General features: G+C 44.2%; 20 protein-coding genes. 3 read left to right on the forward strand and 17 right to left on the reverse strand.

What is annotated here, in order from left to right:
* Nucleotides 1–178 precede the first annotated feature (178 nt).
* From sprB to prgH, 9 genes are all read right to left on the reverse strand, one after another.
* Nucleotides 179–934, reverse strand: coding sequence for a transcriptional regulator SprB (sprB, locus tag J4645_RS10685; protein WP_001246670.1), 756 nt, complete (start codon nt 932–934; stop codon nt 179–181).
* A gap of 383 nt (nt 935–1317) precedes the next feature.
* Nucleotides 1318–2205, reverse strand: a complete 888-nt coding sequence (hilC, locus tag J4645_RS10690) for an invasion transcriptional regulator HilC (RefSeq protein ID WP_000243998.1) — start codon at nt 2203–2205, stop codon at nt 1318–1320.
* Nucleotides 2206–2550: 345 nt separating this feature from the next.
* Nucleotides 2551–3003 (reverse strand): type III secretion system effector protein OrgC, encoded by a 453-nt coding sequence (locus J4645_RS10695; protein ID WP_000612183.1) that lies wholly within the window; start codon nt 3001–3003, stop codon nt 2551–2553.
* A gap of 15 nt (nt 3004–3018) precedes the next feature.
* Nucleotides 3019–3690 (reverse strand): type III secretion system linker protein OrgB, encoded by a 672-nt coding sequence (gene orgB / locus J4645_RS10700; protein ID WP_000916655.1) that lies wholly within the window; start codon nt 3688–3690, stop codon nt 3019–3021.
* A complete protein-coding gene (gene orgA / locus J4645_RS10705; protein ID WP_001591231.1) occupies nt 3647–4246 on the reverse strand; it encodes an oxygen-regulated invasion protein OrgA in 600 nt (199 codons plus the stop codon). The genes orgB and orgA overlap by 44 nt, the downstream gene beginning before the upstream one ends.
* Nucleotides 4218–4976 carry a type III secretion system inner membrane ring lipoprotein PrgK gene (prgK, locus tag J4645_RS10710; RefSeq protein WP_000621238.1) on the reverse strand — a complete coding sequence of 253 codons (759 nt, stop codon included), beginning with the start codon at nt 4974–4976 and terminating at the stop codon, nt 4218–4220. The genes orgA and prgK overlap by 29 nt, the downstream gene beginning before the upstream one ends.
* Nucleotides 4973–5278 carry a type III secretion system inner rod protein PrgJ gene (gene prgJ / locus J4645_RS10715; RefSeq protein WP_000020431.1) on the reverse strand — a complete coding sequence of 102 codons (306 nt, stop codon included), beginning with the start codon at nt 5276–5278 and terminating at the stop codon, nt 4973–4975. The genes prgK and prgJ overlap by 4 nt, the downstream gene beginning before the upstream one ends.
* Nucleotides 5279–5296: 18 nt before the next feature.
* Nucleotides 5297–5539 (reverse strand): type III secretion system needle filament protein PrgI, encoded by a 243-nt coding sequence (gene prgI, locus J4645_RS10720; protein WP_000235228.1) that lies wholly within the window; start codon nt 5537–5539, stop codon nt 5297–5299.
* Between the two features lie 24 nt (nt 5540–5563).
* On the reverse strand, nt 5564–6742 hold the full coding sequence (gene prgH / locus J4645_RS10725) for a type III secretion system inner membrane ring protein PrgH (RefSeq protein WP_000450196.1): 1179 nt from the start codon (nt 6740–6742) through the stop codon (nt 5564–5566).
* Nucleotides 6743–7057: 315 nt separating this feature from the next.
* Here prgH and hilD point away from each other — a divergent pair, with 315 nt between their 5' ends.
* From hilD to iagB, 3 genes are all read left to right on the forward strand, one after another.
* Nucleotides 7058–7987: a transcriptional regulator HilD gene (hilD, locus tag J4645_RS10730; RefSeq protein WP_000432699.1), complete on the forward strand. Its 930-nt coding sequence runs from the start codon at nt 7058–7060 to the stop codon at nt 7985–7987.
* Nucleotides 7988–9076: 1089 nt separating this feature from the next.
* Nucleotides 9077–10738, forward strand: a complete 1662-nt coding sequence (gene hilA, locus J4645_RS10735) for a transcriptional regulator HilA (protein ID WP_001120090.1) — start codon at nt 9077–9079, stop codon at nt 10736–10738.
* Nucleotides 10739–10755: 17 nt separating this feature from the next.
* The gene (gene iagB, locus J4645_RS10740) at nt 10756–11238 is read left to right on the forward strand and encodes an SPI-1 type III secretion system invasion protein IagB (protein ID WP_000558932.1); all 483 of its coding nucleotides are present in this window, start codon (nt 10756–10758) and stop codon (nt 11236–11238) included.
* Nucleotides 11239–11291: 53 nt separating this feature from the next.
* On the opposite strand, the gene sptP is transcribed toward iagB, so the two are convergent.
* The 8 genes from sptP to sipB form a co-directional block, all read right to left on the reverse strand.
* The gene (gene sptP, locus J4645_RS10745) at nt 11292–12923 is read right to left on the reverse strand and encodes an SPI-1 type III secretion system effector GTPase-activating protein SptP (RefSeq protein WP_023212173.1); all 1632 of its coding nucleotides are present in this window, start codon (nt 12921–12923) and stop codon (nt 11292–11294) included.
* On the reverse strand, nt 12910–13302 hold the full coding sequence (gene sicP / locus J4645_RS10750) for a chaperone SicP (RefSeq protein WP_001147854.1): 393 nt from the start codon (nt 13300–13302) through the stop codon (nt 12910–12912). The genes sptP and sicP overlap by 14 nt, the downstream gene beginning before the upstream one ends.
* 26 nt (nt 13303–13328) lie before the next feature.
* On the reverse strand, nt 13329–13589 hold the full coding sequence (locus J4645_RS10755) for a hypothetical protein (RefSeq protein WP_072206347.1): 261 nt from the start codon (nt 13587–13589) through the stop codon (nt 13329–13331).
* Nucleotides 13590–13632: 43 nt separating this feature from the next.
* Nucleotides 13633–13881 carry an acyl carrier protein gene (locus tag J4645_RS10760; protein ID WP_001055579.1) on the reverse strand — a complete coding sequence of 83 codons (249 nt, stop codon included), beginning with the start codon at nt 13879–13881 and terminating at the stop codon, nt 13633–13635.
* Between the two features lie 18 nt (nt 13882–13899).
* Nucleotides 13900–15957 (reverse strand): SPI-1 type III secretion system effector SipA, encoded by a 2058-nt coding sequence (gene sipA / locus J4645_RS10765; protein WP_023214352.1) that lies wholly within the window; start codon nt 15955–15957, stop codon nt 13900–13902.
* A gap of 18 nt (nt 15958–15975) precedes the next feature.
* Entirely contained in the window at nt 15976–16998 is a 1023-nt protein-coding gene (gene sipD / locus J4645_RS10770) for an SPI-1 type III secretion system needle tip complex protein SipD (RefSeq protein WP_023214353.1), read from the reverse strand.
* A gap of 70 nt (nt 16999–17068) precedes the next feature.
* Complete coding sequence (sipC, locus tag J4645_RS10775; protein ID WP_000909028.1) at nt 17069–18298, reverse strand: SPI-1 type III secretion system needle tip complex protein SipC; 1230 nt, start codon at nt 18296–18298, stop codon at nt 17069–17071.
* Between the two features lie 27 nt (nt 18299–18325).
* Nucleotides 18326–20107: an SPI-1 type III secretion system needle tip complex protein SipB gene (gene sipB, locus J4645_RS10780; RefSeq protein ID WP_000245782.1), complete on the reverse strand. Its 1782-nt coding sequence runs from the start codon at nt 20105–20107 to the stop codon at nt 18326–18328.
* Nucleotides 20108–20109 lie beyond the last annotated feature (2 nt).

A 20109-nucleotide genomic window follows, 5' to 3' on the forward strand; every position in this document is an offset into this window, starting at 1 on the left:
GCGACAAGCGTAAAGATGAGCTGCTTTACTCCCCATATTTTTCCTGTTTCGAAATTTTTTCAGAGTTTGGCTAACCCAGCACAATGTGATTATTACTCACAAGATCTGTAATATCCCAGCAAAAAATAAATCTATAACTACACGTAATACAAGAGCATGATTGTCACATAAAAATAGTTTAATTCATTCCTACTGCAATCGGTAACGCGCAATTATCGTCAGGTACAGCAGGGTTATGTGCAAAAGCTGTGCGCTGTAAATGCGCGTCTAGTTTCAGTCCCCGGAACAGAGATAGCGGCGAAGAGTCCATCCCCAAACGATACATAACCTTCTTACGATAAATACTGACGGTTTTTGTTCCCAGACCAAATTTTTTCGCCAGTTCAATTGCCGGATGTCCGGAGGATAATAATATCAGCAGCGCATATTTCGCCTGAGTGACGCCGGGAGGTAGATTCCACCAGGCGTATTGATTGATATTAAACAATACCTCTTCCGGCGTTTCGCCGGCATTAAAAGCATACGTAGCAACCACGGTTTTCTTTTGTGGCCTGTGGCAGAAACGCAGCCAGGCTTCCGGAAGACGAAGCTTCTCTCGATCCGAGCGGATAGCGCAGGATAGTTCATCTTTTAAAACATAATCCATAACGCCAAAATATTGCAGCACACAGCGATCGATATAATACAAGCGATCTGCCACTACCAAAACTTTACGGTTCTGCAACCGCGTTTGCAACGCATGAAAAAGATAAACATGCTCATGCGGGTTCAAAGCTAAAATCAGCCCGGCGTCCGGCATATCGGATAGAGAATGCAAAAGTGCGGTTAATGAGTTACACGTTTTAACGCACTTTTCCGGATATTTTTGCTTAAAAATAGACTGAAGGGCATAACAATTAGTCCAGTTAATACCGTATATAATTACATTTCTCATTTATTTATCCTTTTTTGAAAACTGACCACAGCTTCGGTAATGATTTTTCTTCCTGGGCGACTACTGCGCAAGTAGATAACGCCTTCTTACTACAAAGGTAATAAGACCAGATACGTTATTACATGCGCAATGTCGTTACCGAAATGAATTCCTTTTACAAATCTGATAATGATTAAATTTGCTGTTTTACTTTACTGTAATCTCTTAGAGTACAACGATTGCCCGGCGCCTGGTGGCCATGTATGTCTGACAATGAACGCTTTCGATTCCCTTTCATTAACTACATATCACTGGTGTAGCGATACTGAAATATACACTACGATTAAAAAATATTTGGTATCTGTAACGCAAACAGATAGTAACGTTTAAAATAATTTCACAAATCAATGGTTCATTGTACGCATAAAGCTAAGCGGTGTAATCTTAAAATGCCGTTTAAAAATAGCGATAAAATAAGAAGGCGTATCATAGCCACACATCGTCGCGACTTGTGAAATATTTCCAGCCCCCATACGTAATAATTTTATAGCCTGATTCATACGAGCATCCAGGTATATTTTGCTAAAACTCACCTCTTCAGCGGCCAGTTTTCGCTTCAGACTTGATACGCTCATAAACAGCTTTCCTGCCACCTCAGCCTGTGACCATTTGCGGGTGAGATCGCTGATAATAATGTTATAAACTTTCTCTTTTGTCGTAATTTTTATTGCTCGCTCAAGGAAATCAAACCCACCGGGCTTACGTACAAATGCCGATATAAGATACATCAATGAGAAATATGAATAATCATGATCATCAATACTCACATTACTACAAACCCGTGGACATGCCACACCATGCAAAATAGAGTCAAAAGTATCACTCATCCCTGGCAACAAGTCCGCATGAAAAAAATACTTTGGTTTCGTTTTTAATGATAGCTCTCGATCATTATAGTTTCTTGTACTGTAAAAAACTTTGTAGAATTTTTGCATTAAGTCATAGGAAACTTCCAGTGAAGAAAAATCAATATGCCCTTCTATTTCGCTCATACTAAGAGTGATTGTTTGATCTTTTTCCAATAAAAATAAACACGGCGCAGATTGTTCGATGAACTCCCCAAATTCGTTTTCAATTCGCAAACTGCCTTTATTAAGTTTAAATAATAAGCAGTTTGCGACATAATAGTCTCTTACGTCAGCTAATCCATTTATTAATGGAAATTTGTTCGGCTGTTGAAGGTGATTATTGCTAATGGCCTCAACTGATTTATTCATTGAAGGCAATACCATATTTTATCCTGTGTGCTATAAGGAACTCAAAATCGTTATATTCTTATAAACAAATAATTAAAACTCACAGAGATGATTTAAATCCGATTTTTTTATTATTATAGCCAATAATTACATTCCAACGCGCGTTCATTTCGTCACAAAAAGATACTCTTACAAACTTTATGCACAATTTTGTAATGGAAGCTTACAATATTAATATAATCATTTCAGAATAAAACGCCTGGTAGATACCTTAATAATCCATATACATCAATAAGATAGATACACTGGCATGGTGCATTTTCTGCATTATTTGCTGATATATACACCATACCTTATCACAAATCGCCAGCAATGGGGGGTTCACCAGTCAATTGCCTCTTTGTTTTCCCCGCCCGATAAAATAATCTCCTGCATCCAGGAGGTCATTTGTGACTGTGCATTCATTGTACCAACTAATACCCCGTTTAAAGCCTCATATAAATGGGTGCCCGGTTCAACTTTTGCTAACATGTTTTGTAGCATAGCCGTTTGCTGCTCAAAAGAAACAAAAGCCGAATCACCACTTTTAGGATCTTTGAAGGCATTCATCTCTTGATAAATGCTATCTTTAAGCGTTTCAGAAGAGGCTGACTCAGGAAGCGCCAAAAGTCGTTGGTAGAATGCATCATAAAGATCAACGTCGCCGCCATTGCTTAAAGGCGCGCTATCCACATTATTCAGCATAGCGGCCCTGGTACTCAACGAAACCACACCCGTCGCTTCAGTATCCGCTGTCGGGACCAAATAAGAAGTCGGAATCGTACCCGGTATCACCTTATAACCTCCATTTTACAATGCTTGCGTTTTTGTCTTCCATTCATCAATAAGTGCGTTAATGGCGTTATCAGAAATTGTCCGGCAGTCTTGTGGAAGTTCATCAAGATGATGCTTAATGACGCCTACTGCCGTTTCAACAAATTGTTCAGGTGAAAATTCTGCGATCTGATCGCCGCAACTCATGATAAAGCGCTGTTCCTGATGATATTTAAGATTAAAAGTGCCTGGCCAGTTCTCCATAAGCAACACCATCAGTTTTTGGTGATCTTTTTTCGCGTTAACTGGTAGTGTTAAAAAAAGTTGCCCCTCAGGCTTATCGAAATCCCTTAGCCACTCATCCAGGACGGTTAAAAGCGTTTCGGGATGGTCGACCGCAGCTGAAAATAACTCGCGGGCATAAATCTGTATTTTTTCCATCCACTTCCAGGCCATTGTCTGATTATCAGTAAGATAAGCGGCGACCTGCTGTAACGCGTCTATCATTCCCTGCTCGTAACCTTCCTGATAGGCGTACATCCGCAAGGTCTTTGCCTCTTCTTCCGCCTCTCGCAAAATACGCTTAGCCCGTTGATGCGCCTGCTGTTCTAATCTTTCAATAGAGAAATAACGTTCCAGCGTTTTACGCTTTATCAGTATCCCCTCAACAGGCGAAAGCGGGGACGGAATTGGGATATTTTTGAGCATATTGTAAGGCCAGTAGCAAAATTGACATTTCTACAGCATCCTGCTTCGATGCCTCCTCAATAAATGGAGGAAAAAGCAAAGGAAAACGCTGTGCTAAAGATTCAGGTAAAAATTCATTCAGGGCATTTAACTGTGCATACCCGACGCTAAGTAAAAACCGGTGATTCGGCGCCTTATTGCAGACAGATAAACTTGTTCCCTGATGCATTGCCAAAAATGCTTGCGCCCAATCCGGCAGGCCAAGCAAGGCTCCCTGCCTTGCCAGATCGGCTCTCAGTTTATGGCAACCGAGTAAATACGCTACTTGCGGCAGTCGGCGCCACTGACGCAGCCACAGCTGCGTCAGTGAGTTTTGAATACACTCCTTTTCTCCGTTCTTAAGCCGCCATGCCGCCAGTATTAACTCATTTGCCGCCGCCCTGGCGGCGGGTCTGACAATCATTTCCGGCGCTATCTGCAACCGCTGAGGATGGATATACGATAACGGATCAAAAATGATTCTTTGCCAGATAATGGGTAATGGCTGCCTATTCATTTGACGATTTCGCCTTATCATCAGCCGTTATGCCTTTCTTATTGCGGGCATAATGGTTTTTGTAATACCAGACGCCAAAGCCTGCTGACATCACGGATAACAAAATAATCAACACAATCCAACTGGTTGCAAAAGAATTACGTTTTACTGGTGTGCCGGGAGCCTGTAATTGGGCATCAGAACGTTCTGACAACACAACAGAAATGTTGTCATAATCCACATCGGCAAAACTATTCTTTAAGAAACGCTTGATATCGCTGATCTGATGCGCAAGCGGCGAACCTCGTTCATATACGGCTAATGCCGACAGATGAACAGGTTTTGGCGGGCGGCCATTTTCACCAGCATCAATATCATAACTAATATGGACCCTGGCGGAGAGCACGCCCTCCATCGTCTGTAATGACTGTTCCAGTCGCTGTTCAATAGCCGAATATAACCTGGCCTTTTCAGCTCGCGGAGACGATACCAGCGAATCCGCCGGGAACATCTGCGCTATTTCCACCCGCGGCCGGGGAGGAAGCTGATAAGTTTTAATCCAGTACACCGCAGCGGTAAAATCAGGCTCAGCAACGGTAATGCTATAGCCCAATTTTCCGCTATCAATTTTATTCGCCTCTATATTGTGCATTTGCAGAACGGCAATGACCTCATTAGCCTGTTCCTGGTCCAGTCCTTTTAAAAGATCCTTATCCTTACAGCCGGCAAGGGTCATTACCAGCAGAAAGGTATATAGATATCGACGAATCATGAGCGTAATAGCGTTTCAACAGCCCCGACTCCTTTACGAGTAAGGGTACTTACCATAGAAACATACAGGTTATAATCTGAAATCATCTCTTGCGAAATAGCCAGCTCTTTAGGATCCGTCACCAGATTAGGGTCCTCAATCCTGTTGGTAATCGTCTGTTTATCCACAGCCGTGGCAATCGCCGAACCAGAAAAAGCCTGGAGTAGCCGGTCATCCAGCGAGACAATGTCCGTTTCCATAGACCTGATATTGACCGCCTGCCCTATAACGGCATTCTCAGGGACAATAGTTGCAATCGACATAATCCACCTTATAACTGATTAACGGAAGTTCTGAATAATGGCAGCATCAATATCCTTAAAGACTTTTACCGTGTTCGATTGCGCGTTACGGTACAAGTTATATTCCGAGAGCTTACTCTGATACGCCGCCAGTAGCGCCGGATCGGAGGGTTTTGCTGCTAATTTATCCAGCGCCTCTGTTACCTGCGTTTGTAGATTATCAACGCCCGTATCAAATTTTGCTGAGACGTCATCCAGATAGCCTGACCAAGGTGTTGCCATAATGACTTCCTTATTTGCGTTAAATTAAAGTGGGCTTGGGAAATACCAATGGCCTGGGCTCATTTTGATATAACCTTCCGCCCCGTACTGAAATGAGCGCCCCTTGAGCCAGTCATCTTTTAATTCGATCGCAAACTGCACATAGCGTCCTCCCCATGTGCGGTAATAGCTATCGACAAATTGACGGGCTCTGAGTATTTCTACATCATCGAGCGCCCCCTGAATAACAAACGTTACGCCCCCCTTATGATTCCTGCGGGAATAAGGTAACGCCTGCTGTTTTAGCCCCGCTTCCGCCTGGCCTGCGGCGGTAACATCGTCCATCAACGTGATGTTAACCGAATCCGCGTAAGGCATTAGCGCTCTCAGCTTTTGACTTAACACCTCGAGCTCTTTCTTGCTCATCGTGTTTCGCTGGCGGCTTAGCCAGAAAACGGGTTTACGCGGCTCATCGAAATGAAGCCGATAATAAGCCAGCTGCGGATAATAGGTATCCAGCCAGGTAGAGATACGCTTATTTTCTTCGTTTTCGTTAATCACTCGCGCATTTTTATCATAATCGCCCCTCGCTAAAACCTGACGAGCCCACAGCGTATCTCTTTCATTTTGCGCAGCGACATAGAGCATTTTGTCCCGTCCTGGCAACACCTGAAAGCGCTCCTTCTCCTGCCCCAATAACGAATCGAGCTCTGCGGCCTGCCGCTGCGGCGAGTTAAGTATCCATAACGTCCCCACCGTCCCAATTCCCAATATAAAAAACCCGGCCAGTGCTGCTACAATTCCGTTTTTAAAACGTGGCTCGTTCTTTTTTGCAGACGTTTCTAACTTCTCAGGCTGCTCGGGCACCCACGGCTCGCTTTCCGGGCGAATCAGGATAAGCAATTCACCGACCTGTATTGGCGTATTTAATTGCACCGAACGAGATTCAGAATTTCCTTCTTTCAGCTCATGGAGTATAATTTCGGTCGCATCCGTATCCACCTGGATTTCAAAATTTACTCCGCCATGGTCCAGCGGGATAAAAAAGCTATCGGCAGGTATATCAGGGAGTTGGCCTGAAGCAGTGAGCGCATCACTCTGACCTACCACAAAGAGTGTTCGGCCTGTCAGCAATGGAAACTCACAGCCGTTCAGTGAGCTGTTAAGTAATCGAACTATGTATGGCCCTGGGCTTGTTATCGTCTTCTCTTTTGATGTTTCCATATATACTGTTAGCGATGTCTGTCGTTCTCGATAGCAGCAGATTACCGCACAGGACACAGGGATTCCTGATGAAAATAGAATGAAAAGTGAGAAATAAAATCAATTTATTCTGTATAATGCGTCTCAACACATATTAAAAGAACCATCATCCCCATTGGGGCTTAAACTACTGTAGATAAATTACCCAAATTTGGGTTCTTTTGGTGTAACAATCAGACCATTGCCAACACACGCTAATAAAGAGCATTTACAACTCAGATTTTTTCAGTAGGATACCAGTAAGGAACATTAAAATAACATCAACAAAGGGATAATATGGAAAATGTAACCTTTGTAAGTAATAGTCATCAGCGTCCTGCCGCAGATAACTTACAGAAATTAAAATCACTTTTGACAAATACCCGGCAGCAAATTAAAAGTCAGACTCAGCAGGTTACCATCAAAAATCTTTATGTAAGCAGTTTCACTTTAGTTTGCTTTCGGAGCGGTAAACTGACGATTAGCAATAATCACGATACGATTTACTGTGACGAACCTGGGATGTTGGTGCTCAAAAAAGAGCAGGTAGTTAACGTGACGCTTGAAGAGGTCAATGGCCACATGGATTTCGATATACTCGAGATACCGACGCAACGACTTGGCGCTCTCTATGCACTTATCCCAAACGAGCAGCAAACAAAAATGGCGGTACCCACAGAGAAAGCGCAGAAAATCTTCTATACGCCTGACTTTCCTGCCAGAAGAGAGGTATTTGAACATCTGAAAACGGCGTTCTCCTGTACGAAGGATACAAGCAAAGGTTGCAGTAACTGTAACAACAAGAGTTGTATTGAAAATGAAGAGTTAATTCCTTATTTTCTGCTGTTCCTGCTTACTGCTTTTCTCCGACTCCCGGAGAGTTATGAGATCATCCTTAGCTCGGCTCAGATAACGTTAAAGGAGCGCGTTTACAACATTATATCTTCGTCACCCAGTAGACAGTGGAAGCTTACGGATGTTGCCGATCATATATTTATGAGTACGTCAACGCTCAAACGGAAACTTGCAGAAGAAGGTACCAGCTTTAGCGACATCTACTTATCGGCAAGAATGAATCAGGCAGCAAAACTTTTACGCATAGGCAACCATAATGTTAATGCTGTAGCATTAAAATGTGGTTATGACAGCACGTCCTACTTCATTCAATGTTTCAAAAAATATTTTAAAACTACGCCATCGACATTCATAAAAATGGCGAACCATTAACATTTTTTGTATCTGTCATTCAAGTAAAGATTTTTATTAAAATTGTAATAATTTAAAATTCAGACTGCGCATTAACACGCTATATCAGAATGGGAGGCTATTCAATATCATTGTTCTGTCCGGAAGACAGCTTATACTGATATCTCTGGTAATTTAAAGTAAGGCTGATTATATAACACGATTTTTGTGAACTTGTCATCGCTATGATGACTAGTAAACCGATATTGCCTTATTCACAGCGTAAGAATTCGTCCAGATGACACTATCTCCTTCCGGCTTTAATCCTGTGGATTAAGGCCGGCATTTTATTCATATTTATACATCATCCGTTCCCTCTGAGAACTATTTGCCTGAACGGTCTACACCGAAACAGTCACGCTTGTTAGCTTTCTGCCAGGCATACCTCTTCTCTTCCTCCTGATATCGATATAATGCCTGGGGGCCAGCCTGAGGATGATACTGCTCATAACCCCCCTGCCTTTTTCACGCTATAGCTGAAGGGAGTAAAGAAAAGACGATATCATTATTTTGCAAAAAAATATAAAAATAAGCGCACCATTAAAAACAGTCTTTCATTTATATTTTGGCACCTAAGACAAATTACACTCTTAAACTTTCAACGAATGGTCATTTAGTGGAAATCTTCGAGAAAAATGGTTCTGATGGTGTAATTATCAGACCATTAACCATGAAGATATAATAAGCAGCATTTACACCCAAAAAAAATGCAGTAAGATAGCTACAAAACTAATCTCTATTGCAATGAGGCCAAGTTAAATATGTAAATATTTAGATGCCCGGCGCTGACTCTCTGCACCAGGATATACGACAGCGTCCATTCGATAATCACGGTTAGTTATAACAATATTATTACCAACATGTCAGTTATTTAAAGCACAGGCATAAGCTAAATAATCAAATGTTAAAAACATATAAACCCGAGCCCGTACAATATGACATTAAGCTCATAATAAAAGCTCAACCTGACCGTTAGTACTAACAGCAGAATTACTGAAACAGTAGATTCTATCCTAACGACTTGTATTAGCTATTATAACTTTTCACCCTGTAAGAGAATACACTATTATCATGCCACATTTTAATCCTGTTCCTGTATCGAATAAAAAATTCGTCTTTGATGATTTCATACTCAACATGGACGGCTCCCTGCTACGCTCAGAAAAGAAAGTCAATATTCCGCCAAAAGAATATGCCGTTCTGGTCATCCTGCTCGAAGCCGCCGGCGAGATTGTGAGTAAAAACACCTTACTGGACCAGGTATGGGGCGACGCGGAAGTTAACGAAGAATCTCTTACCCGCTGTATTTATGCCTTACGACGTATTCTGTCGGAAGATAAAGAGCATCGTTACATTGAAACACTGTACGGACAGGGCTATCGGTTTAATCGTCCGGTCGTAGTGGTGTCTCCGCCAGCGCCGCAACCTACGACTCATACATTGGCGATACTTCCTTTTCAGATGCAGGATCAGGTTCAATCCGAGAGTCTGCATTACTCTATCGTGAAGGGATTATCGCAGTATGCGCCCTTTGGCCTGAGCGTGCTACCGGTGACCATTACGAAGAACTGTCGCAGTGTTAAAGATATTCTTGAGCTCATGGATCAATTACGCCCCGATTATTATATCTCCGGGCAGATGATACCCGATGGCAATGATAATATTGTACAGATCGAGATAGTTCGGGTTAAAGGTTATCACCTGCTGCACCAGGAAAGCATTAAGTTGATAGAACACCAACCCGCTTCTCTCTTGCAAAACAAAATTGCTAATCTTTTGCTCAGATGTATTCCCGGGCTTCGCTGGGACACAAAGCAGGTTAGCGAGCTAAATTCGATTGACAGTACTATGGTTTACTTACGCGGTAAGCATGAGTTAAATCAATATACCCCCTATAGCTTACAGCAAGCGCTTAAATTGCTGACTCAATGCGTTAACATGTCGCCAAACAGCATTGCGCCTTACTGTGCGCTGGCAGAATGCTACCTCAGCATGGCGCAAATGGGGATTTTTGATAAACAAAACGCCATGATCAAAGCTAAAGAACATGCGATTAAGGCGACAGAGCTGGACCACAATAATCCACAAGCTTTAGGATTACTGGGGCTAATTAATACGATTCATTCAGAATACATCGTCGGGAGTTTGCTATTCAAACAAGCTAACTTACTTTCGCCCATCTCTGCAGATATTAAATATTATTATGGCTGGAATCTCTTCATGGCTGGTCAGTTGGAGGAGGCCTTACAAACGATTAACGAGTGTTTAAAATTGGATCCAACGCGCGCAGCCGCAGGGATCACTAAGCTGTGGATTACCTATTATCATACCGGTATTGATGATGCTATACGTTTAGGCGATGAATTACGCTCACAACACCTGCAGGATAATCCAATATTATTAAGTATGCAGGTTATGTTTCTTTCTCTTAAAGGTAAACATGAACTGGCACGAAAATTAACTAAAGAAATATCCACGCAGGAAATAACAGGACTTATTGCTGTTAATCTTCTTTACGCTGAATATTGTCAGAATAGTGAGCGTGCCTTACCGACGATAAGAGAATTTCTGGAAAGTGAACAGCGTATAGATAATAATCCGGGATTATTACCGTTAGTGCTGGTTGCCCACGGCGAAGCTATTGCCGAGAAAATGTGGAATAAATTTAAAAACGAAGACAATATTTGGTTCAAAAGATGGAAACAGGATCCCCGCTTGATTAAATTACGGTAAAATCTGAGAGAGGAGATATGCATTATTTTTTTATCATCGTAATCTGGTTGCTTAGCATAAATACGGCATGGGCTGATTGCTGGCTTCAGGCTGAAAAAATGTTCAATATTGAATCCGAACTACTTTACGCTATCGCCCAGCAGGAATCGGCGATGAAACCAGGCGCCATTGGTTATAACCGAGATGGTTCAACCGATCTTGGCCTGATGCAAATTAACAGCTTCCATATGAAAAGGCTGAAAAAAATGGGGATTAGTGAAAAACAGTTGTTACAGGACCCCTGCATTTCTGTCATTGTGGGCGCATCCATTTTATCAGATATGATGAAAATCTACGGTTATAGCTGGGAGGCCGTTGGCGCTTATAATGCCGGGACGTCACCGAAACGATCGGATATAAGGAAGCGTTATGCTAAAAAAATTTGGGAGAATTACAGAAAATTAAAAGGGATGTCAGCAGAAGAGAAAAACAAAAGACTTTCTATCGCGGTAAACAAATAATTATACAGAAATAGCTTACTTTCAGATAGTTCTAAAAGTAAGCTATGTTTTTATCAGCTTGCCGTCGTCATAAGCAACTGGGCTTGCATTGCTTTTAGTTGTACAAACTGTGAGGCGTCTTCCAGCATTCTATTGTTCCGTGAATCCCGGAAATCTGCACGTACCTGCTCCAGATTACTATGAGGATTATCCTTAAGTACAAGAGCCGCCGCCATCGTTCCGGTTCTCCCCACTCCGCCCAGACAATGAATCATCGGTAAATGCTTATCTGATGAACTACGCCCCGGCGCGCCATTTTGGTTACTATTTTTCACCCTATCCGCCAGGTATTCTAACTGATCAGTAGACGGTAACGGCTGGTGATCTGGCCAATTTTTCACATGCAATACCGGGATTGTATACTGCTTTTCCCCGCAGGACAGGTGCATATTGTATTGGTCTATCGCTCCTCCCTGACTGGCTGAGCTCACTTTTTGGCTGTTGGTATGCACCTCGCCAAAAGTGTAGCTCCCTCTGAAATAGGGTGGTAATTGTTTTGCCTGCATCTGATCTTCCGACGTTAACACCACCAGGCACGAGCATTCTTTTTCAAGAAGCATTTTCATATGCGCTTCCAGCGCGTCCGGCGTATTTTTTGGGTACGAACCGGCTAATGCCACAGGCTTACCGTCAAAAGTTAACGTATTCACTGGCACAGGCATTCCATCGCTCAGTTTCACTTGGGTTTGCTGATTAATTGGAATGCTGCTGACCGCAAACCGTGCCAGGCCCAGTGTCGGTCCGCTCATCGTCTGTGGCATTGGCGCGCCGGCTTCTATTTTCTCAAGTTCAGCTGTAACGTTTTTCAGTTCTTTAGCAATAACGTGAATTTTTTTTACAGCCTGGGTTAATTCATGAGTAGAGGCTTTATCAATCCACCTCTCAACCACTCCCCCACAGGTTCCCCATTGTGAGAACCTGTCTGCTCCTATCTGAATATTTTTTAACGTTGTAACATAATCATTAAGTTGTTTAGCCTCTGGAATTTTATTTAAATTCTGTAAATTCGTCATTAATGAACGTAGCGGGCCGTTACCTGAAGCCATCTCCTGGAAGTTTTCTCGCAGGCTATTTCCATCCATTTGTTCCAGTTGCGGTATTGTTCTCTTAAGTCCTTTTAGCGCGATATCGAGTAAAGGTTGCTTACTTTCTGCTCCAATATCGTTATTTTTTTCTGCCACTTTTGTATCGCCGCCTTTTATGACTAAAGCGGCATTCATGACACCAACATTATCCTTGCTCTTAATAAGGTTTATAAACCCTTCGTCAGCAGCTTTTACACACTCCGTGATCTGCACTGCTAAACGTTGGGTAAGGGGTTTGTTCATATTTATACGGGACATTAACAGTGCGTTATTGACCGCTGTTTCCCCATATTTTTCCGTTAGTGCCTGGAGAAATGTTTGTAAAATTTTCTGATCCTGTCCCTTGATGTTTTCCGTATGTTTTTGCACCACTTCAGTGTTTTTAAATAACGGCATTTTTCCAAGCCAGGTTAATACTTTTGACGAAAATTTTTCAGGCGCAACATATGCCTTATCAGTATTTTCCTTAGCAATATAAAGTCGGGCATCATTCGACACACCAACTTTTGAAAAAGAAGACAACGTTAAATTATTCAATTTTCTCTCCTCATACTTTAGCATATTCCTGCAGTATGTTTTTGAGCGCTTCCTGCTGATTCACAAATGACTCAAGCTGCGATATAATATGGTAAGTATTTGTCAGATCGGTAATTGCATGTATAAACAACAACGTCTCTGCGGCCTCAATATACGCTAACGTACCTTCATTATTCGCAGCCAGTTCACCATTAATCACCATAATCTGCCGCCAGATAGAATCGCCACAAACAGGCGATAACGGTATAATCATACCGTTCAATAACCAGATATCATCTTTAGCTTCAATAGACGTAAAAATATCGCTATCGAGTAGTAATAAGCACTGATTGTTGTCGTCAAAAGTGAGCGGTAAACCCAATTTCTCACCAATATTAGCGATAATATCCTGGTGTGCTTGCAATTTACTTTCCTCTTGAATTATATCTTTTATAAGATTGCTTCTTCAAATTTAATCTGGTTACACAATGACTTGATACTTTTTCGCGCCCATCGCCGGGCGCAATATTTCTCTCCTTTAATCCAGTAGAATAGCCATTCACTACGCATCGGAACACATATCAGCAGCTCCTTCGGATCATTTTCAACATGACGTAACTTGCCTTTAATAACAAAACGCGGACTGTCAGCAATATCATCATATATTGCAGCCATACCTGAACCGGGTACTACGTGTGTGATGATTTTCATAACAATTAATCTTGTTCAATTGTTGTCGAGCGAGAGAAAAATACTACACCCTGGACTCAAGACTTTTTTTAACAACACGGCATATATCCGCAAAGGTCGTCATATCAGGAAGATCGTTTTCATTGCAACTAATGTCAAACTCCTCACTAAGACCAAATACAATATCAATTAAATCCAATGAGTCAGCATAAAGATCCTCAACCAGATGGGTCTGACCATTGATACTATCAACATCAACGGCAATACAGGAGGTGATCACTTTTTTGACTCTTGCTTCAATATCCATATTCATCGCATCTTTCCCGGTTAATTAACGCTGCATGTGCAAGCCATCAACGGTAGTAATAACCCGATCTACGCCAGGTTTATTCAGGTATGACTCGTAAGCCGGGCCAGCTCGCCAGCTACCGTCTCCGATAAGGCCGTCCAGCACATTACTTAACACATAGTCAGTTTCCCCTTTTTGCCTGGTCAACCCCGCCTCTCTGGCAAACTGCAGTGCAATCTCAGCCAGTTTTTCTTTTTGTGGATGATGAGTAATGACCTCTTTAAGCGTATCCATTTTCGCTTTCAATTCTGGGTGCTTGTCAATATCGCTACATTGCGCTTTCAACGCTGCACTCTTTATCGTGTCATTGGGTAATATTTCCGCACGCAAGCCGTCAAACGCTCTGCGTACAGGGAACGGTGTGGAGGTATCCGGCTCCAGGGCTTTACGTATCACACCCAAAAACGCCTCACGGGCGTTGAAATGCATTGAATGCATATTCGTAACGCTCGGTACTGTTGAGAGGAAACTATTTTGCTTAAACTTCAAACCAGAAAATGGGCCAGTCTTATCTGTCTGACTATTATCATTATCGGTCGTACCGGCTTTATTACCTGTAATTACCGTCGAGTCTGATTGTAAGGTATCGATTTTAACATTCTCGACGCCAGCCAGTTGACTGGCAAGCGGCTTCACATTCACAATCTCTGCCGTCTGGCTTTGCTGTTTATTATCATCAACGCCGTGCACCGTGGCCTGTACCGGCTTGCCGATAATGCTCTTGCTGGTTACGCCATCGACTTCATCAAAAGAGGGTGTTTCACCCGTAGTGCCCTTTTCTGACGTGACCACCTTTCCATCTTTACTTTCGGAAGAAGCGTTGGTCACAGCCTCTGCCGTCGCATGAGCCGTGATGTCAATTTTACCTGCGATGCCATGGTCAATTGCCCCTGTGCTGGCGCTGTGTGCCGTCTCCGTTTGATGCGTAGTCGAATCCACACGCGAATGACTATGACTTACGTTGCTGCTGTTAGTCGAATGGTGTGACTCGCCATGGCGTTGGCTGTTATCAATAAATGTTCGGCTATTATCAATCGTCTTCCGGCTATGATCATGGTTGCTATTATCGATATGGCGCTGGCTATTATCGACATGGCTTCGGCTATTGTTAATATGCTTACTGTTATCCACGCTATGGTTACTGCTATCAATATTAATATTGATATTAATACCCGTAGGTTCTGCTTTTTTCCCACCATCAGGTACTGGTCCAGCCGCAGGTTCCGGAATTTTAGGGTCAGGCAGTTTATCTGCAGGAATTTGTGCAAAAACATTACGTAGCAGCAGGGGTATCAACGTTTGCATTTCAAGGTGCCGGGCTTCCCGTCCTACGCTGGTACCCTGCTCTTGCGTTAATTTTTGGTGGCACATATCAAGCGCCTTAACCGCCTTCGCCGCCGCGGCGTCAACAAGCTGCGTAAGATTGCTACGGGTTAACGGATCCAACGTACAGCCAAAGTTATGTTCAATGCAGCTGGCAATATAGGGCATCACCTCCTGCATAACAAGATTCGTCGATAATTTACTTAATTCACCGCCAGTGTTATTTTTGATGATATCTAACAGCTGCTTTTCCAGGTTTTCCAGCTTCGCTTCCGCTTTCTTTGTTTCTGGCAGCCATGGCCCAAAAGCTGACTTTTCTTTCAGGCCATCTTTTATGATTTGCGTGGTATACTCTGCCCCCACCTTCATTAGTAGCGTCTTCGCCTCAGGAGAATCACTGGTGGCGTTGAGCGCTGAACGAAAGAGCCCGGCAAATTCCATTATCGCTTTCTTACCGGCGACATTATTTGAATTGGTGAAAATTTCTTTTAACGCCTCAGCGTCTTTCCCGCATTTAAACAACGCATCCAGACTCGCCTGTTTGATCAGCGCGGGAAAATCTTCCAGTTGCGGGCCTTTAATTTCCCCTGACAGCGTCGCTGTGGCACTTTCTCTGACTGCGGAAAGATTCGCCGCAAGATTCGTGGCCTGCGTTTTGATCTCGGTCTGCATACCTGGCATCATGACGGGGGGCTGAGTTCTTACACTTGTAACCATTATTAATATCCTCTTCTATTATCCTTGCAGGAAGCTTTTGGCGGTTTCCAGGCTGCTACTTATCGTACTGCTCAGCACTTTTACCAGGTTGTCGTACAATGAATTGGCATTGCTGTATTTTTGCGTCAGCGTCTGTAATGTGGTTTTCAGATTTTCTTCCTGTGCTTTAAAACCCGACTGCCAGGCTTGATATTTGGCGTTATCCAGTTCAAGGGCTGAACCCGATCCTATTCCATTAAGATCGCTAACCATTTTGCTCAGTGGCCCCGTATCCACCAGTACGACATAACCAGAACCAGACGCCTTTAGACAGCTGTCCGGTAAATTCAATTCTTTAATCCACTGCTCAGCTTCCGCTTTCGTTGCTGTTGTCACTCCGCTGCCAGTTTGCGAGGGAAATAAAATCGTATTTTTATTTATTTGAGTGTATTTATTAATTAAACTACTTATTTCACTTTTAAGTGAGTCAACATTTAGCTTAATGGTATTTCCATCCTTACCAGGCGATAACCAGCCTCCCATTTTGGAAAGAATATCACTGAAGGCCTGATAAAAATCGGTATAGACTGCGACAACGTTTTCATAAACGCCCAGATAGCTGTCACCTATCGCCGATATATTTTGGGAAACCATATCCCAAATCTCAGCATCAGAAATGGTTGTTCTCGGTTGCGCCATAGGCGAAGCGCTAAATAAGGCCGACGTCGGCGCAGAAAACGCGCTCCGCAGGTTCTCATTTTGTTCTGCGGATAATGACACGCCGGACTTCGCCAGCGCATTCAGGCTGCTGGTCAACTGCTGGCGCGCCAGCGTGCGCTCGTCATTATTCTCTTCAGAGATCGGTGGCGTTGACTGCAGCGTCTGCTGTGCCTGCTGGATTTTAGTAGCCGCCTGCGATAATGAAATGATATCTGTGCCGCGATGTTCTGTGGTAGACGGTACCACGGCAGCCTCGACATGCTCGCTCGCCGAGGGAGTCTGCGGCCGTTCGGCAACGATCCCCGGATGAGGAGAAGCGGAATAATTTTGAATATTAAGCATAATATCCCCAGTTCGCCATCAGGAGCGCGATTAAATCACACCCATGATGGCGTATAGATGACCTTTCAGATTAAGCGCGAATATTGCCTGCGATAGCAGCAAGTGCGGATGCTTTCGACTGGTTAATGCTCTCCATTGTTTTCAGCATTTCCTGAATCAGGCTGGTCGATTTACGTGAACTTTCACGGGCTTCGTCCGATGCGGTGCTGGCAACACGGTTATTCACCTGGCTAATTTGCTGCTCGGAACGTTCCTGAGTAGCGGCGTACTGCCCGGACGCCCCTGCAATACCACCGACCGTGACCGAGTTCTTCATAATCAGATCGCCCGTCATCTGCATCTTGCGCGCATCAATTCGGGTCATATCCATGGTATTCTGCTCAAGACGAATATCGGATTCGACAGACTCAAGACGTTTCGACAGAATAGCCTGATGTTCAGGGGAGATTTGTTTATTACTGTCTTTAATACCCAGACTTTCCGTGGCGCTGGTTCCGGCATTAGATTTAAGCGTCGCATCATTAAGATTTTTCGTCGCATCGGTACCGGTTTTCTTCATATTTAACGATTTCAGAGAATCGACGCCTTCAGCACCGAGTTTGACGCTATTCTGCCCGTTCAGCACGTTTTTAATACTGTGGCTTTCAGTGGTCAGTTTATCGATCTTCGCGGCATTATGTTTAAGCGCGCCTCTTTCATTCTGCAGCCCCTTATATTCCAGTTTGGCGCCCACGCCAGTGATCCCCAACTGAAGCGCGCTCTGGGAAATACTACCGGACAACGCATTCATCCCTTCGCGCATCATGGAGCTTGCCGTCGTTTTAGCTGCATCAAAGCTGACTAATGACAACTTACCAGACAGTTTGCTATCAGCCTGGTTCAACGTCAGCATTAACGTATTCGCGGCAGCCAACAGCGCAACGGCACTGGAAGACATTCCGCTAATATCAAAAAACTTTCCGACTTCTGCCTGCTGCTCGCGTAACTGGGTTTGCACAACCTCATTCGCTTTAGTCGTGACATTATTTGCCAGGGCATTCAAATCCTGATTCATGTCGGTATTTTGAATACTGGCTTTTAAAAAGGACGTGATCGTTCCGGGGGTTTGCGTTAATACCCCTGGCGCAGGCGCGCTCAGTGTAGGACTCAACCCCAGGTCACTGACTTTACTGCTGCTAATACCAATACTATTCAGAATATCTTTAGCGCTAACGGATTGCGAAGCTGTCTGTGAACTATTCTCAACAGAATGATTATTTAAATAAGCGGCGGGATTTACTCCCACATTACTAATTAACATATTTTTCTCCCTTTATTTTGGCAGTTTTTATGCGCGACTCTGGCGCAGAATAAAACGCGAAGCATCCGCATTTTGCTGTACCGCAGAAGACATGGCTTTTTGCAGTTCCGCCGTTACCTTCTGGTTTTCACCAAATATTTCTACGGATTGTTTAAGCCACTGCTGAATCTGATCCATGGCAAAACGGGCGAGCATAAAATCAGCAAGCGCCTCGCTGGCATTTTTAATAAATACGCCCTCGGCAACACCACCGGCTGACTGGGCTGCGGTATTCGTGACTTCCATGCCCAACGCCACTTTATTTAGGGTATTACCTACCAGCTCTTTACTTAAGGCATTCGTTTGCAGGCCCATCTTGCTACCCACATTACCCAGACCGCTAGTAATACGTTGCATCCCCTGGGTAAAGAGTTTGCTGCCGTTTTGTGCCAACTGTTTCAGCACGTTAGGCACCAACTTCTTAATCGTTTCGCCCATCATTTTGCTCAGCGCGTTACCCAGTTTCGCCGCCGCGCCTTTCCCGACAACTGCGACCACCACAATGACCGCTACCATGGCAATAGCGGCGACAATCGCACCAACAATGCTGCCGGCCATCTCTGCCGTTTTCTTATCGACGCCTAATCCTTCCAGCGCTTTGGTAATCGCCTTGCCAATCAGCTCCATTAACGGCTTCAGCACATGCTCCATAATCGGGTTCAGCGCCTGCTGAATAAACGACACCCCCGTCGCCGCCTTCACAATTTCATCGGCAACCATTACCGCAAGTCCCACCGCAGCCAGCGCCAGACTCGCCCCACCGGTAAAAACAGCGGCCACAACGCTGACAATGGTTAGCAGCGCGCCGAGGACTTTCCCGATACATCCCATAATGCGGTTCGTTTCCTCGGCTTTGCGCGTCTCTTCCTGGAATTCAGCCGATTTCTTTTCCATCTCCGCCTGACGCCCTTCCTGCAAGGCGTTGAAAAGCGCAAGATCGTTTTGCAGGCTTTCTTCCGTATTTTTGCCCACAATCTCAATAAACATGGCCATGAGCATAGTGAGGCGGGCGACATTAGACAGATTATCCTGCTCACCCTGGGAAACCTGATTCTGAGAGGCGGCATTAGCCGTTCCCTGGAATTTGGTCAGAATGTTATCCGCTTTCTCGGCTTTCGCTTTGGCGTCTGTGCCTGCTTTAACCGTCGCATCCGTGGCCTTATCTAATGCCTCTTTCGCCTCTGTCGCTTCTTTTCCGGCCTGTTCTACCGCGGCTTCAGCTTGTGCATAGCCGGGGTCAGCCGGGTCCAGCGATTGCAATTTATTTTGCGCCTGCGTCAGTTTTTTGGCCGCTGCGTCATAAACACTCTTGGCGGTATCCGTCTTTTTGATGCTGGCTTCATAGAGATCCGTCGCCTCCTGAGCCTCTCCCAGAGCCGTCTGGAATTCTTTCGATACCTGAATCCCCATCTCTTTTTGTGACTCAATCATCGCCTGCCATACCGCCAGACGAGACTCCAGTTGAGACAGCGAAACATCGCCCAGTAGGGTCATTAACTTGCCAAGCAGTAATGTCAATTGCCCTTCGCTGGAGAGTTTTTCCCGGGCGGCGTCCGTAGGCGGCTTTAGACCCACCGTATTAATAGCGCTCTCGCCGGACTTTGTTCCAGCTTTAAGGTCGCCCGCTTTCGTTGCCACCACATCTTTAAAAGCTTTATCCGCCGCTTTTAAAAAGTCCGTGTTCTTACGAACGCCTTCAAAAGCCGCCTCAGCGAGGCGCGGATTTTGGGTATATCCGCTACGGCTAATGCTACTTGCGTCATTTACCATAA

The organism is Salmonella sp. 32082101201600294FB01SM01, from assembly GCF_017572865.1.
Classification (GTDB): domain Bacteria; phylum Pseudomonadota; class Gammaproteobacteria; order Enterobacterales; family Enterobacteriaceae; genus Salmonella; species Salmonella enterica.